This is a genomic window from Kitasatospora indigofera (genome assembly GCF_014655955.1).
GTDB classification, from domain to species: domain Bacteria; phylum Actinomycetota; class Actinomycetes; order Streptomycetales; family Streptomycetaceae; genus Kitasatospora; species Kitasatospora indigofera.
The window spans coordinates 317,241-336,375 of sequence record NZ_BNBO01000002.1 but is presented as its reverse complement, the minus strand read 5'-3'; the positions used below and the strand labels follow the sequence as shown (position 1 = coordinate 336,375).

Annotated in this window: 16 protein-coding genes; 6 read left to right on the top strand and 10 right to left on the bottom strand. The window is 73.4% G+C overall.

Going from position 1 to position 19,135, the window contains the following annotated elements:
• Window positions 1–358: 358 nt before the first annotated feature.
• The 3 genes from IE329_RS03415 (at window position 359) to IE329_RS40285 (ending at window position 2,824) form a co-directional block, all read left to right on the top strand.
• A complete protein-coding gene (locus IE329_RS03415) occupies window positions 359–733 on the top strand; it encodes a hypothetical protein (RefSeq protein WP_190209250.1) in 375 nt (124 codons plus the stop codon).
• 118 nt (window positions 734–851) lie between these two features.
• Window positions 852–1,934 (top strand): hypothetical protein, encoded by a 1,083-nt coding sequence (locus IE329_RS40290; RefSeq protein ID WP_229927132.1) that lies wholly within the window; start codon window positions 852–854, stop codon window positions 1,932–1,934.
• Between the two features lie 116 nt (window positions 1,935–2,050).
• Window positions 2,051–2,824, top strand: a complete 774-nt coding sequence (locus tag IE329_RS40285) for a sirohydrochlorin chelatase (protein WP_229927131.1) — start codon at window positions 2,051–2,053, stop codon at window positions 2,822–2,824.
• Between the two features lie 50 nt (window positions 2,825–2,874).
• On the opposite strand, the gene IE329_RS03405 is transcribed toward IE329_RS40285, so the two are convergent.
• Together IE329_RS03405 and IE329_RS03400 are read right to left on the bottom strand one after the other, a co-directional pair.
• Entirely contained in the window at window positions 2,875–3,741 is an 867-nt protein-coding gene (locus tag IE329_RS03405; protein ID WP_190209248.1) for a DMT family transporter, read from the bottom strand.
• Window positions 3,742–3,880: 139 nt separating this feature from the next.
• On the bottom strand, window positions 3,881–4,927 hold the full coding sequence (locus tag IE329_RS03400; RefSeq protein ID WP_190209247.1) for a gluconolaconase: 1,047 nt from the start codon (window positions 4,925–4,927) through the stop codon (window positions 3,881–3,883).
• 126 nt (window positions 4,928–5,053) lie between these two features.
• Between IE329_RS03400 and IE329_RS03395 the strand changes: the two genes are divergently transcribed.
• Window positions 5,054–5,977: a helix-turn-helix transcriptional regulator gene (locus tag IE329_RS03395; protein ID WP_190209246.1), complete on the top strand. Its 924-nt coding sequence runs from the start codon at window positions 5,054–5,056 to the stop codon at window positions 5,975–5,977.
• A gap of 112 nt (window positions 5,978–6,089) precedes the next feature.
• On the opposite strand, the gene IE329_RS03390 is transcribed toward IE329_RS03395, so the two are convergent.
• From IE329_RS03390 to IE329_RS03380, 3 genes are all read right to left on the bottom strand, one after another.
• Entirely contained in the window at window positions 6,090–7,829 is a 1,740-nt protein-coding gene (locus tag IE329_RS03390; RefSeq protein WP_190209245.1) for a DEAD/DEAH box helicase, read from the bottom strand.
• Between the two features lie 235 nt (window positions 7,830–8,064).
• Window positions 8,065–8,268: a cold-shock protein gene (locus tag IE329_RS03385; RefSeq protein WP_073922031.1), complete on the bottom strand. Its 204-nt coding sequence runs from the start codon at window positions 8,266–8,268 to the stop codon at window positions 8,065–8,067.
• Between the two features lie 328 nt (window positions 8,269–8,596).
• A complete protein-coding gene (locus IE329_RS03380) occupies window positions 8,597–10,771 on the bottom strand; it encodes an MMPL family transporter (RefSeq protein WP_190209244.1) in 2,175 nt (724 codons plus the stop codon).
• Window positions 10,772–11,343: 572 nt separating this feature from the next.
• Here IE329_RS03380 and IE329_RS03375 point away from each other — a divergent pair.
• The gene (locus IE329_RS03375; RefSeq protein WP_190209357.1) at window positions 11,344–13,581 is read left to right on the top strand and encodes an MMPL family transporter; all 2,238 of its coding nucleotides are present in this window, start codon (window positions 11,344–11,346) and stop codon (window positions 13,579–13,581) included.
• 66 nt (window positions 13,582–13,647) lie between these two features.
• On the opposite strand, the gene IE329_RS03370 is transcribed toward IE329_RS03375, so the two are convergent.
• The 5 genes from IE329_RS03370 to IE329_RS03350 all read right to left on the bottom strand — a co-directional run bounded on the left by IE329_RS03370 (window position 13,648) and on the right by IE329_RS03350 (window position 18,130).
• On the bottom strand, window positions 13,648–14,520 hold the full coding sequence (locus IE329_RS03370) for an MBL fold metallo-hydrolase (protein WP_229927130.1): 873 nt from the start codon (window positions 14,518–14,520) through the stop codon (window positions 13,648–13,650).
• A gap of 99 nt (window positions 14,521–14,619) precedes the next feature.
• Window positions 14,620–15,126 (bottom strand): hypothetical protein, encoded by a 507-nt coding sequence (locus IE329_RS03365; protein ID WP_190209243.1) that lies wholly within the window; start codon window positions 15,124–15,126, stop codon window positions 14,620–14,622.
• A gap of 100 nt (window positions 15,127–15,226) precedes the next feature.
• Complete coding sequence (locus IE329_RS03360) at window positions 15,227–16,807, bottom strand: alpha/beta hydrolase (protein WP_190209242.1); 1,581 nt, start codon at window positions 16,805–16,807, stop codon at window positions 15,227–15,229.
• Between the two features lie 2 nt (window positions 16,808–16,809).
• Window positions 16,810–17,256 (bottom strand): WXG100 family type VII secretion target, encoded by a 447-nt coding sequence (locus IE329_RS03355; RefSeq protein WP_190209241.1) that lies wholly within the window; start codon window positions 17,254–17,256, stop codon window positions 16,810–16,812.
• A 199-nt stretch (window positions 17,257–17,455) separates the two neighbouring features.
• On the bottom strand, window positions 17,456–18,130 hold the full coding sequence (locus tag IE329_RS03350) for a hypothetical protein (protein WP_190209240.1): 675 nt from the start codon (window positions 18,128–18,130) through the stop codon (window positions 17,456–17,458).
• Window positions 18,131–18,238: 108 nt separating this feature from the next.
• On the opposite strand from IE329_RS03350, the gene IE329_RS03345 reads away from it, so the two are divergent.
• Window positions 18,239–19,132, top strand: a complete 894-nt coding sequence (locus IE329_RS03345) for a phosphotransferase enzyme family protein (protein ID WP_190209239.1) — start codon at window positions 18,239–18,241, stop codon at window positions 19,130–19,132.
• Window positions 19,133–19,135: the final 3 nt, after the last annotated feature.

Genomic DNA, 19,135 nt, shown 5'->3' with positions numbered 1-19,135 from the left:
CCGTCGGACACCACCCGGGCAGTCCCCGCTCCCTCCCGGAGCCCCGGGGCCCCGCCGGCCGAGACAACTCGGCCGGCGGGGCCTTTTTCGTGCCGTACCGGATCGGTTCGGACAATGACAAGTCGTACATCTCCTCCACGTCCGGCCGAATCGGAAGGGCCCCGTGCAAAACCTTGGGGAAAGCAGGTCCACGGTTTCGGCCAAAGCTTGACCGAAAAAAGTGATGGTTCTTGAGCCATCGATCGTCTGCGGATAGGTTCCAATTACCGAGAGAAAGGGAACTCAAATGGTTTCCGCAGGCAAGAAGGCAATGGCGGCCGCAGTTGTCGCGGCGGCGGCTCTCATGGCGTCCGCGCCCATGGCTTCGGCGGACGTCAGCCCGCGGGCCTCCTGCAGCAGGGGGCTCGGATCGGTCGGCAACGACGCCACATTCGCCGGCTACTCGCAGTACCTGGTGGTCAACAGCAGCACCATCAACAATGTGTCCTACAGTCTGGCCACCACCAGCCAGGGGCAGTACTCCAACAATACGAACAACAATTTCCAGGCCTACCTGCTGGACGGCGGCGGCAACAAGGGCTGGTACGAGTCCAAGAGCGGCCACACCCTGGACGACATCTGGGGGCCCACCCTGGGCACCGGGGTCCAGACCCAGCGTGGTGGAACCAAGCTCACGGTCGCCGCCTGGTTCCTCGGCACCTTCGACTGCAAGGGCACCAGCTGGGCCTTCTGAGCCCGGCAGAGAATCCCGGGCGAATCCCCGTGACCGCGGGGCGGAGCCCGGTGTGATCCCGTCCCGGGGTGGGCCGGCCGGCCGGCCCACCCCGCATTCGCACGAGAAAGCCCGGTACATGCGCCGAACACCGATGCTGCCCCTGGCCGCCCTCCTGGCCGCCGCCCTGCTCGCCGCCTGCGCCGCCCCCGGCGCCCGGCCGGCACCGGAGGCGGCCGCGGGGCGTCCCTACCTCGCGGACGGGGACGCGCACGGCTACCTCAGCTACGACCCCACCGCCCGTGTCCTGCGGGGTTTCACCCGGGACGGGGCGCAGAAGTGGCAGCGGAACGACATCGACCCGTACGAGGCGCACTGCGTGCGGGCCTGCCCCGACGCTGTCGTCAGCACCCGGCCGAAGGGCCCCGGCGGCACCGGCGGGGAGGTGCTCTGGATGCTCGGCGGGGCCCGGCCGACGCCGCCCGCGGAGCCGACGGGCGTCACCGTGCACTGGGCGCTGTCCCCCACGGAGTGGGTCGGTTCGACCACCGGCTCGATCGTGGTGGAATCCGGCGGTCGGCGCCGCGAGACCCCGTTGGAGAACGGCTCGACCGTCGTCTTCCGTGGTTCTCCCGACGGCACCCGGGGCATCGTCTCCAATCCCGCCGGAACCGGTCCGGACGTCTGGGTGGGCCATCAGGTCTCCCTCGACGCGAAAGAGCCGGCGGTCGGCGGCGCGACACCGGCGATGCCCGGGCCGGCCGGCTGCTGGACGGACGACGGGACGAGAATCGTCACGCTCGGGAAGGGCGCCTCGGCATTCGCGCGGGACAATCCCGGCACCGCCCCCGCCGGACTCGCGGTCGATTTCGTCAGTGAATGCTCGGCCGGTCCTTTCGGAATCGCCGTGGTCGATTACCGGCCGAGCCCTTCGGGAAACACGGCGAAAGTCAGCGTGTTCGACCCCGTCACCTTTCGAGCCATGGGCTCGTCCGGATATCTGCCACAGGCGACCGGATTCCGGGCGACCGGTGCCTGCGTGGCATTCAGCCGGGACGGCAAGCTCACCTTCATGAATCCGGCCGACGGCACCCTGCACGCCACCCGGAACCCGGCTCTGGACATCTGGCCGGCCGGCGGCGGCGCGGCGTACGTGCTGGAGAAGGCGAACCGGGCGAGGGTCGTTCCGGTTTCCTCCCGGGACTGCCCGGCCGCCGGGTGACGGATCTCGCACGGAACGTCACGCGCACGGCCGGGATATGGGAAAGGCCGGACGCGGCGGGCGGCCCGCTGCTACGATTCCATTTCCCGACATTTCCCTCCCTGCCGAGGCCGCACGTGAGTTCACAGCTGTCCGCCGCCACGCTCCTGCTGATCGCCCACGGCAGCCGCGACCCCCGGCACGCGGCCACCGTGGAGGCCCTGGTCGGGCGGATCCGTGCCCTGCGGCCCGCGCTGGACGTCGCCACCGCCTACCTGGAGTTCTGCGCACCGCGCCTCCCCCAGGTCACCGAGCGGCTCGGCGGCGCCCCGGCCGTCGCCGTCCCGCTGCTGCTCAACCGGGCCTATCACGCCAAGACGGACATCCCGGCCGCGCTGCGGGCCTCCGGCGCGGACCTCCCGCTCGCGGACGTGCTCGGCCCGTCCCCGCTGCTCCTCGCCGCCCTGGAACGCCGGCTCGCCGAGGCCGGGCTCGACGTGGACTCCGACGCCGTCCGGGCCCGCACCGGCATCGTGCTGGCCGCGGCCGGCTCCTCCGACCCGGCCGCCGGCCGGGTCACCCGGGCACTGGCCGCCGAATGGCGGCGCGCCCGCGGCTGGGCCGGCGTCGAGGTCGCGTACGCGGCCACGGCCGCCACCGGCCACCGGGTGCCCGGGGCGGTCGCCTCGCTGCGCGGGGCCGGCGCCGAGCGGGTCGCCGTCGCCCCGTACCTGCTCGCCCCCGGGCTGCTCCCGGACCGCATCGCGGCCGCCGCCGACGACGACGCGGATCTCGTCGCCGGGGTGCTCGGCGACGCGCCGGAGATCGCCCGGCTGCTGCTGCACCGGTACGACGAGGCCCGGCTCGGTGCCCGCGGCGCCGTCGGGCAGGGCCTGCGCCGGGGAGCCTGAGCGGCACCGCGGCTGCCCGGCCGTCGCGCCCGGCCGTCACCCCTCCGCCGTCACCCCTCCGCCAGCAGCCGGGCGAGCGGCGTCCGCGCCAGCACCAGCGCGCCCGCCAGGATCGCCAGCGCACCCGCGATCTCCGGCAGCAGCCACCACCCGGTCCGCACCGTCTCCTCGTACAGGGCGACCCCGAGCGCCAGGCTCACCAGCGCGTCGGTGAGCGTCAGCGCGGGCTGCGAGGCCACCAGCGGGCCGGACTGCATCGCGTTCTGCAGCAGGAACACCGAACCGGCGCCCGCCAGCGCGAAGCCGTAGGTCTGCCAGGCGGTGAGGAATCCGGTGAACCCGTCGCTCTGCCAGGCGTGCGTCGCGGCCTTCATCAGCGCCGCCGTCAGCGCGTTCCCGATCGCCGCGCCCGCCGCCAGCGAGGCCGCCCGCAACCGCCCGGGCGGATGCCGCCGTGCCACCACCACCAGCAGCGCCACCGCCCCCACACAGCAGCCGGTGGCCACCGCCCAGCGCCCGCCCGGCGGATGCGTGATGCCGCCCTGCGGGTCGGCGGCGGCCAGCGCCGTCCCGAGGCCGCCCACCACCGCCAGCACCGCCAGCCAGCTGCCCCGGGTCAGCCGCCGCCCGAGCACGAAGCCGGCGATCAGCATCGCCATCGGCAGTTCCAGCACGAACAGGGGCTGCACCAGGGACAGCGCGCCCTGGGAGAGCGCCAGCGCCTGGAGGCAGGCGGCCAGCACGATCGCCCCGAACCCGGCCAGCCACACCGGCCGGTGCAGCAGTTCGACGATCAGCCGCAGCCGGAACCCGGCGGAGAGCGGCACCGTACTGGCCGCCTTGCGCTGCAGCACGGTCGCCGTCGCGCTGCTGGCGGCGGCGAGCAGGGCGAACACCACGGCCCACACGCTCTGCACAGCCCACTCCGCTCCGCCGGCCTCCCGCACCTCCCGGCCAGCCTGCCACCCAGGCCCGTCCCCGGTACCGCCGCGCGGGCCGGTGCCCCCGCCTGTCACCCGCGCGGCGGTACCGGGCCGCCCGGCCCGGGCCTGGTGCTCAGATCCGCCGCAGCGTGAAGCTGTCGGTGGTCGTGCCGGCGAAGAGCAGGTCCATCCGGCCGGAGAGCTGGTAGAAGCCGCCCGCCGGGCCCGCCGTCACGGCGGTCGGCGCCGGGTCCGCCGAGGGGTGCACGGCGACCGTCCGGGCGGTCCGCCAGCCGTCCGGCGACCGCAGCTCCAGCTGCGCGTCCCGGCCCGGTGCGCCCAGGCCGTTGGTGACGCCCAGCACCGCGCCGTCCCGGCCGGCCAGCAGGCCGTCGAGCCCGGCCAGCGCCCCGGGCACCCCCGCCGCCCCGGTCAGCCGGACCTGCCGGAGCTCCGCCGGACGGCCCACCGGGACCCGCCACAGCGTGCCGTCGTCGTACTTGCCGAGCAGCAGCGCGCCGTCCTGGTAGACGATGCCGTTCAGCCCGTACCCGTCCGGCGCCGCCCGCAGCCGCTCGTCCCGCAGCAGGACGGAGGCCCGGCCGTCCACGCCGACCCGGTACACGACCGGCGCGCGGGAGTCGGTGACGTAGGCGGTGCCGTCCGGGCCGAAGGCGATGTCGTTGGCGAAGTGCGGGCCGCCGTCGCCGGCCACCGCGGCGAGGTCCGCGTAGAAGATCCGGCGGCCGGTCTCCAGGTCGTACGCGCCGACCCCGGCCAGCCGGCCGGTGGTGGCGGCGGAGCTGCGCAGGCCAACCCCGTTGTCACCGTTGGCCAGCAGGACCCGGCCGCGGGCCGCGTCCGCGTGCAGGCCGATCACCGAGACGATCGTCCCCGGGTCGTCGACCAGGGTCCGGACGCTCCCGTCCGGCCGGACGGCGGAGACAGTACCGTGGCGCAGGGAGCCGACCAGGAACCGGCGGTGCGCCGCGTCCCAGGTCGCGCCCTCGGGGTGCAGGGACGGGCCGTGGCCGTCGACGACGGCCGGGTGGCGGGCCGCCGCGGGCCGGCCGCCGGCCGCCTTCGCGGTGGTGGCGGCGTCCGCCGCCGGGATCGCGGCGGCGGTGAGCAGGGCGGTGGTCGCGGCGGCCACCAGGACGCGGCGGAACTGACGCCTCATCGGGTACTCCCTCTGGTACGGGTCATCAACGTGCTGACCCGGCAAGCCTCGCGGGCGCCGCGGCGGCCCGGCAGTGCGTGGCGATACTGGTAGTACGGCTACCAGGACGGGAAGACGGGGGCGGACATGAAGACGGCCGGGACGGCACGGCGGACGGCACTGTCGAACTTCCTGCGCAGCCGGCGGGCCCGGCTGACGCCCGAGGACGTGGGCATGGCGCCGGGCCTGCGCCGCCGCACGCCGGGGCTGCGGCGGGAGGAGCTGGCGGTGCTCGCCGGCGTCGGGGTGACCTGGTACACCTGGCTGGAGCAGGGACGCGCGATCAACCCCTCCCCCGAGGTGCTGGCGAGCCTGGCCCGCACCCTGCGCCTCGACCAGGCGGAGACGGAGTACCTGTTCCGGCTGGCGGGCAGTCACGCGCTGCCGGCCGAGGGCCCGGTGCCCGAGCGGGTGCCCGGGGCCCTGCTGCGCCTGCTGGACGCGCAGGCGCCGTCCCCCGCGTTCCTGATCGACGCCGGCTGGGACGTCCGGGCCTGGAACCCGCAGGCGGACGCACTGTTCGAGTTCTCCCGGTGGCCGGCCGGGGAGTGCAACCTGGGCTGGGTGGTGTTCGCCAACCACGCGCACCGGGCCCGGACGGTCGACTGGGAGCGCCATGCCCGGCGGACCCTGGCGCAGCTGCGGGCCGCCTACGGCGAGCGGGGCGGTGACGGCTCGCCGGGGGCGCAGCGGCTGGCCGCGGTGATCGCGCGGCTGCGGGCCGGGTTCCCGGAGGCGGACCGCTGGCTGGACGAGCACCAGGTGCAGGAGCGCTCGGGCACCGAGAAGGACCTCGAACACGAGGTGCTGGGCCTGCTGCGGATCGATCAGCTGGTGCTGCGGGCGCAGGGCGAGCCGCAGCTGGAGCTGGTGGTGCTCGCGCCCCGGGACGAGGAGACGGCGGAGCGGCTGCGGCGGCTGGCGCCGGGCGGGCGGCGGCAGCCGGACTGGGGATCGGCGACGGACCCGGAGCCGGGCGCCGTGCCGTCGCCGGAGCGGGTGCAGGCCTGACCGTCACCGCCGGGCGCGCCCCGACCCCGCCGGGGTCGCGGAACGCCGAAGCGGGCACCCCCGGAGGAGGTGCCCGCTTCGGAGGCCCGCCGGACGGGCCGGGGGCGTCGCGTCAGTTGGCCTGGCGGCGCTGGCGGCCGGTGCCGTAGTTGCCGCCGCTCTTGGAGCCCGAGCCGGGCTTGGAGCCGCTGCTCGCCTTGCCGGAGAAGCCGGCCGCGGTGTGGGTGGCACCGCCACCGGTGGCGCCCATCCGCTGCTTGGGGCGGCGACGGCGGGCGTTGCCGTTGATGTCGACGTCGGTGGGCAGCGAGGAGCGCGGGCCGGAGGTGCGGCGGCGCGGGGCGCTGGTGGTGCTGGCCGCCGGGGCCTGGCTGATCGGCACGGCCAGCGTGACCGCGACGCCGGAGGGCGTCCGGGCGCCGGTGATCCGGGCCAGCTCGGCGTCGCCGGGGCGGACCTTGGTGGTGGTCGGGCGGATGCCGGCGGTGGTCATCAGCCGGGTGACCTCGCGGCGCTGCTCGGGCAGCACCAGGGTGACGACCGTGCCGGACTCGCCGGCCCGGGCGGTCCGGCCGCCGCGGTGCAGGTAGTCCTTGTGGTCGATCGGCGGGTCCACGTTGACGACCAGGTCGAGGCCGTCGATGTGGATGCCGCGGGCGGCGACGTTGGTGGCGATCAGCGCGGACACGTGGCCCTCGCGGAACTGGTCCAGCGTGCGGTTGCGCTGCGGCTGGGACTTGCCGCCGTGCAGGGCGGCGGCCTTCACGCCGGTGGCCAGCAGCTGCTTGGCGAGGCGGTCGGCGCCGTGCTTGGTGTGCACGAACATGATCACCCGGCCCTCGCGGGAGGCGATGTGCGCGGTGGCCGAGGCCTTGTCGGCGGTGTCGATCTGCAGGACGTGGTGGTCCATGGTGGTCACCGCGCCGGCCGACGGGTCGACGGAGTGCGTCACCGGGTCGGTCAGGAAGCGGCGGACCAGGCGGTCCACGTTGCGGTCGAGGGTGGCGGAGAACAGCATCCGCTGCCCGCCCTCGGCGACCTGCTCCAGCAGCTTGGTGACCTGCGGCAGGAAGCCCATGTCGGCCATCTGGTCGGCCTCGTCCAGGACGGTGATGGCGACCTCGTCCAGCCGGACGTCCTGCCGGTTGATCAGGTCGTCGAGCCGGCCGGGGGTGGCGACCAGGACCTCGGCGCCGCGGCGCAGCGCGTTGGCCTGCCGGGTGATCGACATGCCGCCGACCACGGTGGCGATCCGCAGGTTCACGGCGGTCGCGTACGGGGTGAGGGCGTCGGTGACCTGCTGCGCGAGCTCGCGGGTCGGCACCAGCACCAGGGCCAGCGGGCGGCGCGCGTCGGCGCGCTTGCCGGCCGTGCGGGCGAGGATCGAGAGGCCGAAGGCCAGCGTCTTGCCGGAGCCGGTGCGGCCGCGGCCGAGCACGTCACGGCCGGCGATCGCGTCGGGCAGGGTGGCGGACTGGATCGGGAAGGGCTCGGTGACGCCTTCGCGGGTCAGTGCCGAGAGCAGGCCCTTGGGCATCTCCAGCTCGGCGAAGGTCGCGGCCGGCGGGCGGGCCGGGGTGCCCTCGGGGATCGCGAAGTCGGCGGGCGCCTCGACGGCGCGCTCGCGGGGGGCGGCGCCCCGGCCGCGGCCCCGGCCACCGGTGGCGCCGGCGCTGCGCAGGCCGCCGGTGCTGCTGCCGCTGCGGCGCTGGGCATCGCTGAAGCCGCCGCTGCTGCTGGCGTTGCCGCCGGTGCGCGGGCGGCCGCGGCCGGCCTGGCCCGCTGCGGCGCCGGTGCCCTGGGTGCGGCCGCCGGTGCTGCGGTTGCGCTGCGGGCGTGACTGATCGGTCATGTGGTGATTTTCCGTCCTGATGCGGCCGACGGCCACGGCTGTGCCGTGGTGGCGGACCTTGGGGGTACCCCCGGCGGTGGCTGGGGGTAGGGCCCCCAGCGGGGAGCTGGGGAAGGTCGGCCGTCAGGAGAGGAATGAACCACTGCCGCCCCGGCCGTTCGGCGGCATGCACGAGGGCCCGCACCGTGCGGTACGGGCCCTCGCTTCGCGACGTGAGTCAGCTCGGAAGCTGGACTCAGATGACGCGGATGTTCTCGGCCTGCGGGCCCTTCTGGCCCTGGGTGACGTCGAACTCGACCTTCTGGCCCTCGACCAGCTCACGGAAACCGTTCGCCTGGATGTTCGAGTAGTGGGCGAACACGTCAGCGCCGCCACCGTCCTGCTCGATGAAGCCGAAGCCCTTTTCGCTGTTGAACCACTTCACGGTGCCGGTAGCCATAACCGTCTCCTCATACTGGGGCATCAGGACCCACACCTCGTGGGCCCCAAAGTAGCCGCGATCCCCATCCGGAGACTGAAACACCGGACAAAACAAATGCGCCTGTTGGTTGGTACCAGCAGGCGCACACATACGTTCATGGGAACCAAAACTGCAACTGCGTCGACTGTAGCACGGCGAACACCGGAATGATCGAGTGATTTTTGCCGGACACGTCACGTTTGCGGCCCCCGACAGCAGGGCACGCGGCGCCCGCCGGAGCGGTCGCCGCGTGCCCTGTGACCTGGGACTCACCGGGCCGAGAGGATCCCCCCGGCCCGGCGCGGCCTCAGTGCCGGCCGGCCGGCTCCGGGGAGCCGGCGGCCTTGTCGAGCGCCACCGGGGCGTCGTGGCCCGCCACGTCGCCGTGACCGGGCCACCAGGCCGCCTTGCCCAGCAGCGCGGTCAGCGCCGGGGTGAAGAAGAGCGACATCACGAACGCCGCCAGCACGATGCCGAACGCGATCGAGAAGCCCATCTCGCTGAAGAGGGTGTTGCCCGCCAGCATCATGGTGGCGAAGGTCGCCGCCAGGATGAAGCCGGCCGCCGCGACGGTCGGGCCGCCGTGCCGGATCGCCTCACCGGCCGCCTCGCGCGGGCTGCGGCCCTCACGGGCCTCCTCCCGCAGGCGGGCGATCATCAGGATGTTGTAGTCGGTGCCGATCGCGACCACGAAGAGGTAGATGAAGATCGGCAGCATGAACATCAGACCGGGCTCGCCGGCGAAGTTCTGGAACACCAGCTTGGTCGCGCCGAGGGTGGCGCCGAACCCGAGGCCCACCGAGGCCATCAGGTACCAGGGGGCGACGACGCTGCGCAGCAGCAGGCCGAGGATCACCATGATCAGCAGTGCGGCGATCGGGAACACCAGCGAGTAGTCGTGCGCCATCGCGGTGTTGATGTCCTTGTAGACGGACGTGATGCCGCCGACGTACGCCTTGGTGCCGGCCGGCGCCTCCTCGTGCGCGGTGTCGCGCAGGCCGGCGATGGTGCTGATGGCCTGGTTACTGGCCGGGCTGTCCTTGAGCAGCACGGTGAAGTTGGCCGTGCCGCCGTCCTTGCTGAGACCGTCCTGGGGCAGCGAGGCGGACGCGACGCCGGCCACGCCGCCGAGCTTGGCCGCGTAGGCGTCCAGGGCGGCGGCGTCGAGCTTGGCGCCGTCCTGGGTGACGGTCAGGTAGACATGGCTCGGGTCCGCGGCGCCGGCCGAGAACGCGTTCATCATCTTGTCCTGGACGACCATCGACTCCTTGCTCTTCGGCATGGAGCTGCCGGCCAGGTCGAAGGTGCCCTTGTAGCCGACCACGGAGAGCGCCAGCGCCAGCATGACCACGCCGGAGCCCAGCGCGGCGATGCCGGGGCGACGGCTGACGGCCTTGCCGATGGCGGCGAAGCGGGCGCCCTTGGGCTCGCGCTGCCAGGCCTTGGACGGCCAGAACAGCACCTTCTCCGGGATGAGGGAGAGGATCGCGGGCACCAGGGTGACCGACGCCAGGGCGGTGACGGCGACCGCGATGGCCAGCGACGGGCCGAGCGCCTTGAACAGGCCGAGGCTGGAGAGCACCAGGACGGCGAAGGCGACCACGACGGCGCCGGCGGCGGAGGCGATCGCCTCACCGACCCGGCCGACCGCGTTGACCACGGCGGTCTTGCGGTCCTCGCCGGCCCGCAGCCGTTCGCGGTAGCGGAACATCAGGAAGAGGAAGTAGTCGGTGCCGACGCCGAACAGCACCACGATCAGGATCGCGGACATGGAGGCGTCGGACTTGAGTCCGAAGATCTTGCTCGCGTCCGCGATCAGGCCGTTGGCGACCATCGAGTAGACGAAGATCGACAGGATCGGCAGCAGCGCGATGATCGGGCTGCGGAAGATGATCCCGAGCGTGATCAGGATGATCACCACGGTGCCGCCGCCGATCAGAGCGTTGGCCAGCGCGGAGGAGTCCTTCTGGTCCAGGTTCATCGCGGACTGGCCGCCGACCTGGAACTTCAGCGGGGTGCCGGCGGTCAGCTCGGCGCCGTCGGCACGCAGGGCCTTGGCGGCCTCGCCGTACTCCTCGCTCTGCATCTTCGTCTTGTCGATGGCGACCATCGACAGCGCGTACTTGCCGTCCTTGGAGGTGGACTGCGCGCTCACCGGGATGATCTGCTCGACCAGCGCGATGCGCTTGTCGCTCAGCCCCTGGACCACCTTGTTCATGGTGGCCTGGTCGGCCGCGTCCAGCTTGCCGCCGTCGGTGCGCTCGAAGAGCAGCAGCGCGCCCGGCGTGAAGCTGGCGGGGAAGGCCCGCTCCTGGAGCTCCGAGGCCTGGATGGACTCGTAGTGCTTCGGCAGGAAGGCGGCCTCGTCGGTCTGCGCGGTCAACTTCGGCGCGGTGCCGATGATGGCGATGGCCGCGACCACCCAAGCCGCGATCACCCACCACGCTCGGGTGACCACGAATTGTCCGATTCGGTGGAACATGCTCGCTGTGCCTCCTGGGCATGGTCACCGCAGCCCAGGAGAAACGGGACGCCGGGCGACGGCTGAGGACCGGCCGAGGAGCAGGGATCTGCTCCTTAGCCGGTCGGCAGGTAAGTGTCGTGAGGAACCATCCTACGAGCACTTGCTTGCCGCCCGGCAAGCAACCCCCCGCGGGTCCGCCCCCTCAGGGACGCCGACTGCGCCGCCCCGCACCATCCTCCCCCGGCCCCACCCCCGTTGACCTCGTGCTCCGGGTGGAGGCGTCTCCCCCTCAGGGTGGAGTCCGGCGCTGTCCCCAAGGAGGAGATCAGGGACGCGGGTAGGGAAAACCCCACCCCACCCCCGAGGCAGACCCCCGGGGCGACTCCCCCGTCAGCCGGATACCGGCCGGCCCCCCGGCTTTCTAGATTCGATGACGACGCCGGACCGCACCCGGCACCTGACAACGGCGGCCCGCACCGCCGCGATCCCCGGGGGGACGTACCACCGTGACACCCAGACCAGGCCCCGACCGCCCCGACCCCACTCGCCCCGCCCGCCCCCGCCCGCCCCGGCAGGGACTCGCCGCCGCCATGGGCGCCTGGAGCGCCCGGCACCGCAAGAGCGCCGTCTTCGGCTGGCTGCTCTTCGTCGTCCTCGCCGCCTACCTCGGCGGGGTGCACGGCAGCACCCAGGTCACCGAGTCCGAGTCCATGCCCGGCCAGGTCGCCCGCGCCGCGAAGATCCTCGACGAGGCCGGGATCAAGGCACCGGCCTCCGAGAGCGTGCTCGTCCAGAGCGCGGCCCTGACCGCCGACGACCCGGCCTTCCGCGCCGTCGTCGACCAGGTCCGGGCCGCCGTCACCGGCACCGGGAGGACCGGGGACCTCCGCTCCCCGTACGACACCCAGGCCTTCTCCGCCGACCGGCACTCCGCGCTGGTCCAGTTCACCGTCACCGGCGACCGCGAGAAGGCCGCCGAGAACATCCCGGCCGTCCTGGACGCGGTGGCGAAGGTGCAGGCGCAGCACCGCGACCTCACCGTCGAGGAACTCGGCGAGGCCAGCTCCGGCAAGTGGTTCGAGGACCAGTTCGCCGACGACTTCCAGCGCGCCGAGTGGACGGCCGTCCCGCTCGCCCTCGGCATCCTGCTGATCGCCTTCGGCGCCCTGGTCGCCGCCGTCCTGCCGGTGGTCCTCGCCCTCACCGCCTTCGTGGCGGCCGGCGGCCTGGTCGCCCTCAGCAGCGGCCTGCTGCACACCAGCAACGACGCCAGCTCGGTGATGCTGCTGGTCGGCCTCGCCGTCGGCGTCGACTACTGCCTCTTCTACCTGCGCCGCGAACGCGAGGAGCGGGCCGCCGGGCACGACGCCGAGACCGCCCTGCGGATCGCCGCCGCCACCAGCGGCCGGGCCGTCCTGGTCTCCGGCGTCACCGTGGTCGTCGCGATGGCCGGCATGTTCCTCACCGGCATCGCCGACTTCCAGGCCATGTCGTACGCCACCATCGTCGTGGTGATCACCGCGGTGCTCGGCTCGCTCACCGTCCTGCCCGCGCTGCTCTCGATGCTCGGCGACCGGGTCGACAAGGGCAAGGTCCCGCTGCTGCACCGGCTGCGCCGGGCGGAGACCGCCGCGACCGGCGGCCGGATCTGGAACGCCGTCCTGACCCCGGTGCTGCGCCGCCCGCTGGCCGCCACCGTCCTGGCCGGGGGCCTGCTGCTCGGCATCGCCGCGCCGCTGCTCACCATGCACACCGCCAACCTCACCTTCCAGCAGCAACTGCCCAAGGGCAACGCGCTGGTGGCCACCTCCGAGCGGATCCAGGCCGCCTTCCCGGGCAGCCCCTCCCCCGCCACCGTGGTGGTCAGGGCCACCGACATCGACTCGCCGGCGATCAGCGCGGCGATCGAGGACCTCAAGGCCCGGGCCCTGGCCGGCAACCGGATGCACGGCCCGATCGACGTGACGCTGCACTCCGAGCAGAACGTCGCCACCATCGACATCCCGCTGAGGGGCTCCGGCAACGACAGCGCCAGCACCGACGCCCTGCGCACGCTGCGCGAGGACATCATCCCCGCCACCCTGCTGAAGGTCCCCGGCACCGAGGCGCCGGTCACCGGCTCGACCGCCGGCTCGCACGACTTCAACGAGCAGATGACCGGCAGCATGGTGCCGGTGTTCGGGTTCGTGGTGGCCTTCGCCTTCCTGCTGATGCTCACCTCGTTCCGTTCGCTGGCCGTCGCCGTCACCGCCGTCGCGCTCAACCTGCTCTCGGTCGGCGCCGCGTACGGGGTGCTGACGCTGGTCTTCCAGCACGGTGTCGGCGCCTCGCTGCTCGGCACCGCCGGGGTCGGCGCGATCGACAGCTGGGTGCCGCTGTTCCTCTTCGTGATCCTGTTCGGGCTCTCGATGGACTACCACGTCTTCGTGGTCTCCCGGATCAAGGAGGGCCACGACCGGGGCCTGTCCACCCAGGCCGCCATCGCCCACGGCATCCGCTCCACCGCCGGGGTCGTCACCAGCGCGGCGGTCATCATGGTCGCGGTGTTCGGGGTCTTCGGGACGCTCTCCATGCAGTCCATGAAGCAGATGGGCGTCGGCCTCGCGGTCGCCGTGCTGATCGACGCGACGATCATCCGCGGGGTGCTGCTGCCCGCCGTGATGAGCCTGCTCGGCGAGCGCAACTGGTACCTGCCGCGCTGGCTCGGCTGGCTCCCCGACTTCTCGCACACCGAGCCCGCCCCGCTCGCCGACCGGGCCGCAGCCGCGGCCGCCACCGGGCCGGAGCCCGAGACGGAGGGCGCCCGGCACCGCCGGGTCGGTGTCTGATCCCTGCCCGCCCCACGGTGCCTGGCCCCGCGAGTCGCGGGGCCAGGCACCGCCGCGTCGGCCCGCTCAGCCGCCGATCAGCACGGTGAAGTCGTCGCCCGGGTACGACCCGGGACGGCCCTCGGCCGCGTCCAGGACGGCCCGCAGGGTGCGCAGTTGGCCGACCGTCAGCTGCAGCGGCGGCTCGTCCGGCTGGTACGTCGTCCCGCGCGGGTACTCCTCGCCCGGGGTGGTCGTCATCTCGATGTGGCACCCCAGGATGTGCGTCACGGGGTTGGCCTCGCAGAAGGCCAGCAGCCGGTCCACGGTGGCGGAGAAGGCCGCCGCGTCCTGGACGTAGAGGAGCCCCGGGTAGAACGAGTCCCCGGTGAACAGCAGCCCGGTGCTGCGGTCGTGGAAGACCAGCCCGGCCGCCTGGTGGCCCGGCCCCGGGATCAGGTCGAGCACCCGCCCGCCGAGGTCGAGCTCGCCGAGCCCCTCCGGCCAGTCCTTGAGCCCGAAGGCCTCGACGACCTCCGCCTGCTCCCGGCCGACCACCGTCGTCCCCGGCCGCCCCGCGAACTGGCCGTCCCCCGCGACGTGGTCACCGTGCCCGTGGGTGTGGGCGACCAGCAGCCCGTACCCCGCCGGCGCCTGCGGGTGGCGCTCCAGCCACTCGGCGACCAGCCCGTCCACCGTGCTCCGCAGCGGGAAGAACCGCTCCTCCTCGGTCGCCCCGGTGTCCAGCAGCAGCGCCCGCTCGGCGCCGAACAGCAGGAACATGAACGGCGCCTCGTAGTGCACCGACTTGTTCTGCCGCAGGATCACCGTGTCCCCGTCGTACCGGTGCACCTGGATCTCCGGCGCCGGATCGTGCTTGGCCGACGGCCAGCCGGCGTGCCAGCGGACATCGAGATTCCCGGCCCCGGGCCGCTCACCCACCTCGTCTTCGTTCGTCACGCGGCCACGGTACCGGGCGACGCCGGGGGCGGCCGGGGCCCGGCGGCCAACAGCCTTCGTTGCCGAACGCCGGACGGCTCAGGCCACCCGCCGCCCCCGTCATCGCTTCGGCTGAGGTGTCCCGTCGGGCCAGACGCACGGGGCCCGGACCGACACCTGCATGAGCTGACCCGGTGCGAGCCCGCCGTAGAGCATCGCCAGAAAACCGTCGGAAGATCTCGTGCCGGTCAGAACCTTGTCGACATCCTTGGTGATCTTGAAATCATGCGCTCCGAAATACGCCCTGGCAGCCGCGTAGACCTCTGCCTGTCGCTCCTCCGGCAACCCGCTGACCGTTGCCAGGCGACCGGCCTGCCGCCTCCCGTCGGCACTCTCGCTGTGGGGCTTGTAGCAGTCGTTCTCGTTCGCGGCCGGAGGCTCGAAGCGGGCCCCCGCCGGCAGCGCCTGCTCGATGTCGGCCAACAGGGTGTCGGCCTGCCCCCGGGAAACCTCCAAGGTGACGGTGGGCCGGCTGAGGTCGCTGTCCTCCCCGCAGCCGGCCACCAGGACGCCGAAAACGGCCACGACAGCGCCCAGCCGCAGGACTGCGGGACGGATGTTCTTCACGGCTTCCCCCCGACCGCGACGCTGTCGCAGCTGTGCTCCTGAAAGTCGCCCGGGCCGACGACCGGTGCGGTGGCCGCCGCCGCGGCGGCCCTGAGCGGCCTCACGGCCGTCCACCCGCAGCGATGCGCCCGAAGGCGAACCACGACGGTGTCTGATCGTTCCAGTAGTGGCCATGATCGGTGTTGGGAGCGGTCGGGACGGCTGTGGCACCGAACGCCGGGTCGGCAGGATCCGCGCCGTAGCCCAGGCCCGCCCAGTCGGCGATGCCGTCCTGATCACCTCGGGCCACGAAGACCCGGGACGGGTCGATCCGCAGTTCCTTGATGTTGTCGACCCCCAGCCCGGGGCTGCCGACGAAGACCGCGCCGTCGACGGGCAGGCCCCGATCACGCATGGCCATCCCGACCGCGACGCTGCCGTAGCTGTGTCCCATGATCGTGTTGTTCGAGGGCGGGCCCTCGTGGGTGGCCCGCAAGCCGGTCTGGAAGTTGTAGATGCTGTCCCGGGCGTCCAGCGCCGGCTGGCCGAACGAGGCGTTCGGGAGGGCCTGCGGTGCGTCGTAGCCGCTCCACGCGATCGTCGCGGTGGTCTTCCCGGTGCCGTCCGCCGCCCTCCGGGCGGAGTTGGCCATCTCGTAGGCCTTGTCCATGTCGCCGTTGATGTTGCCCAGCCGTGCCGTGGTACCGGGCACGAAGGTGAGGACGTTGTCCGCCGTGTCGGGGTTGTTCACCGCGACCAGCGCATGCCCGTTGTCCTTGGTGTCGAAGCCCAGCAGGAAGGTGGGCTGGTACAGGGGCGGCTTGGAATGGTCCAGCTTCTGCTGGATGTCGTCGATGCCCTTGAGCTGGTCCTGGATCTGCTTGATCCGGGTCGCCTTCGGATCCTCCATCACCGTGCTTCCTGGGCCCGACATCGGCTGCCCGGGCTTGCCGATCCGGTCCAGTTCGCCCTGGAGTTCGGCCCGGCGCTGGCGGAGGATGATCCGGTTGGCCTGGTCGCGGGCCAGGCAGGGGACGCCGTCGCGGTTGCCGATCTGGTCCGGGCGGTTGTGGATGAGGTGCTGCTGCTCGGCCGGGGTCAGCCCGTCCCACCAGGCCTTGACCTGGGCGGGGGTGGCCTTGGCGTCGGGCGGGGTCTCGCGGGTGCCGGCGCCCGCCTTGTCGGCCAGGGCGGCCGTGGCGTCCAGGCCGGTGCCGGTGGTGGCGTTCTCGGCGAAGTGCCGCAGCCGGCGGGTGATCGCATCGTCGGCGTGCTGGGCGTCGCGCAGGGCGTCCTGGACGCGGAGGCTGAGCGATGTGGCCTTGACCTCGAAGGTGTCGTCCTTGTTCTCCCAGGACATCGCGCCGTCCGGCTTCACCGTGATGCCTGCGGCCTTGGCGTCGTCGAGGGCCTGGATCAGTTCCGCCTGGACGAGTGCGATCGACTGCTGGGCGTCGGCCAGCACACCGCTGACGAGCTTCAACTCGTCGTCGGCGGCCAGCAGTTTGCTGGCGAACAGGTCCAGGTCGGCGAAGGCCCGGGTGGCGGCGCTGCCGGTCCATCCGGAGTTGTGCAGCCGGTCCACGACCGTCCGCTTCCAGGCCTCGACATGTGCGTTGAACGCCGTCACCAGGGCGTCGTAGCCGGCCCTGGCGGCGGCGAGGCCGGTGAAGTCGGCCTTCAGGACGGTGTCGATCTCCATGGTCAGCTCCTCCCCGGCGCCGCGTAGGGGCTGTTCACGATCCTGGTGCCGAACGGGTCCGGTCCGAGGGCGGCCTGCGGCTTGTACGGGCCGGGCACCACGGGTGCGGCCGGGCCGGCACCCGCCGGGCCCAGGATGGCCTCGTTCAGCCGGGCGGCAGTGGCCGCGTCGTTGTCCTCGTAGTTCTGCGCGACCGCGACCAGCTTCGTGCTGTAGGTGTCCATGTCCGTGGACAGCCGGTCCAGCACCGCCTTCCAGGCGTTGGTGCAGTCGTGCAGCGCGCCGGCGGCGGCCCAGCCCGGCAGCTTGCCCGAGGCCTGGTCGCTCGGACCGGTGATCCTGCCGGTCTCGCCCGGTATCTGTCCGGCCAGCTGTGCGGCGCTCCCCGCGCACCCGCGCAGTTCGGCCGGGTCCACCTTGAAACCCGACCATCCCCCGATGTCCCCCACTGCCCCTGCTCCCTCTCGTCCCCCGGGCACGCGCCGGCGGCGCGTCGCCCTCTCGCGGCCCGGTGGCCTCCAGCCCCCGACCGCACGTCAGACTAGCCAGCCGCCGGGCCCGCCCCGCCCGTGCACCGCGCCCACTGTGGCCAAGGGCACACGCGGGGACGGGGCCGCCCCGACCTCGTCGCACCCTGGTCGGCCTTGGTCAGTCCGCCTGCGGGTACCCGATCTCGGCGAGGTCCCCGGCCAGGTCGGCCAGGTCCAGCTCGTCGTTCAGGGCGGCGACGACCTCGGCGGTGAGCGGGCGCAGCGCGTACACGTGCCGGACCGCCGCGAGGTCCACGGGGACCTCGTAGTAGTCCTCGGCCCAGCGCCGGTAGGCCTCGGGCGAGCGGTCGACCAGCAGCTCGAACAGGCCCTCCGCGCCGTCGGGGTCGGAGGTGCCGGCCGGAAACAGGATCGTGCCGTGCCGCCAGTGGTCGTCCGTGTGCTCCCGCCACAGGCAGACGGTGACGACCGGGACGTCGTCCTCGTCCGAGAAGGCGGGCTCCTCGACCTGGGGGCGGAACACCGGAGGCACGTCGTCGAGCACGCCCGGCCAGGGGGCACCGTCCCGGCCGGGCCGGTACGGGCTCATCGCGGACTCGTGGGCGAAGCCCCGGATGTACGCGCCGCCGGCCGTGAGGACGACGGAGTACTCGTCGCCCTGGCCGTTGCGCATCGAGGCCATCTCCTCCCCCTCGCCCCAGGCGCTGTCGAAGGAGTGGTACCAGCTCTCCCAGTCCGGGGACAGGATGGCGTCGAGGGTGGCGAGCGCACGGCAGTGGTCGCGCAGCTCGGGTACGGAGGGCAGCCGGCGGGCCACGTCGTAGGCGGTCATGCGGTCAGTCAAGCGGAGGCCACTGACACACCTGCCGGGGGGTATGCGCACGGTCCGGCCCTGGCCATGGGTCATGATGAGGGACTTCACCGCAGATCGGAGCAGCCCATGATCCCCTTCGACGAGGGCCGCGCGCGGGCGCTGCTCGCCAAGGCCTGCTCGGCGGCCGGGCTGCCGGACCCGGCGGACGCGCGGCTGCTGGCGCTGAGCGAGAACGCGGTGTTCGACCTCGGCGGCCCGGCCGTGGTGGCGAAGGTCGGGCGCGGGCCGGAGCTGTCCGAGCGGGCCCGGCGGGAGTCCGAGGTGGCGCACTGGCTGGCCGGACGGGGGATCCCGGTGGTGCGTCCGTTCGACGGCGCGGTGCCCGGGCCGCAGGTGGCCGACGGACACCCCGTCACCTTCTGGCACCGCCTCGCGCCCGCCGTGCGCCCGGCGCGCCCGGCCGACCTGGCGCCGCTGCTGCGCGCCCTGCACGGGCTGGAGGCGCCCCCGTTCGCGCTGGGGCGGCGGGACCTGCTGGCCCCGGTGGGGCGCTGGCTGGCCTCGGCCGAGGGGCATGTCGACCCGGCGGACGTGGCCTTCCTGCGGGACCGCGAGGCGTCCTTCGCGGCGGCCGTCGCCGCTCTGACGCCGCACCTGACGCCGGGGGTGATCCACGGGGACGCGCTGCCGCGCAACGTCCACGTCGGCCCGGACGGTCCGGTGCTGCTGGACCTGGAGACGGTGTCGGCGGACCTGCGCGAGCACGACCTGGTGGTGCTGGCGCTGAGCCACGACCGGTACGGGGTGTCCGCCGAGGACTACCGGGCCTTCACCGACGGGTACGGCTGGGACGTCCGGGACTGGCCGGGTTTCGCGGTGCTGCGCGGCGCCCGGGAGACGGCCAGTGCCTCCTGGGTGGCGCAGCAGGTGCCGGGGAACCCGGCGGCGGCCGCCGAGTTCCGGCGCCGGGTCGACTCGCTCAGGGACGCGGCCACGACGGTCCGCTGGTACCCCTTCTGATGC

Excerpts from the sequence above, each read along its gene's own strand:
- IE329_RS03415 (WP_190209250.1), top strand. The coding sequence starts at position 359 with ATGGCTTCGGCGGACGTCAGCCCGCGGGCCTCCTGCAGCAGGGGGCTC.
- IE329_RS40290 (WP_229927132.1), top strand. The coding sequence starts at position 852 with ATGCGCCGAACACCGATGCTGCCCCTGGCCGCCCTCCTGGCCGCCGCC.
- IE329_RS03400 (WP_190209247.1), bottom strand. The coding sequence starts at position 4,927 with ATGAGGCGTCAGTTCCGCCGCGTCCTGGTGGCCGCCGCGACCACCGCC.
- IE329_RS03395 (WP_190209246.1), top strand. The coding sequence starts at position 5,054 with ATGAAGACGGCCGGGACGGCACGGCGGACGGCACTGTCGAACTTCCTG.
- IE329_RS03390 (WP_190209245.1), bottom strand. The coding sequence starts at position 7,829 with ATGACCGATCAGTCACGCCCGCAGCGCAACCGCAGCACCGGCGGCCGC.
- IE329_RS03385 (WP_073922031.1), bottom strand. The coding sequence starts at position 8,268 with ATGGCTACCGGCACCGTGAAGTGGTTCAACAGCGAAAAGGGCTTCGGC.
- IE329_RS03380 (WP_190209244.1), bottom strand. The coding sequence starts at position 10,771 with ATGTTCCACCGAATCGGACAATTCGTGGTCACCCGAGCGTGGTGGGTG.
- IE329_RS03375 (WP_190209357.1), top strand. The coding sequence starts at position 11,344 with ATGGGCGCCTGGAGCGCCCGGCACCGCAAGAGCGCCGTCTTCGGCTGG.
- IE329_RS03360 (WP_190209242.1), bottom strand. The coding sequence starts at position 16,807 with ATGGAGATCGACACCGTCCTGAAGGCCGACTTCACCGGCCTCGCCGCC.
- IE329_RS03350 (WP_190209240.1), bottom strand. The coding sequence starts at position 18,130 with ATGACCGCCTACGACGTGGCCCGCCGGCTGCCCTCCGTACCCGAGCTG.
- IE329_RS03345 (WP_190209239.1), top strand. The coding sequence starts at position 18,239 with ATGATCCCCTTCGACGAGGGCCGCGCGCGGGCGCTGCTCGCCAAGGCC.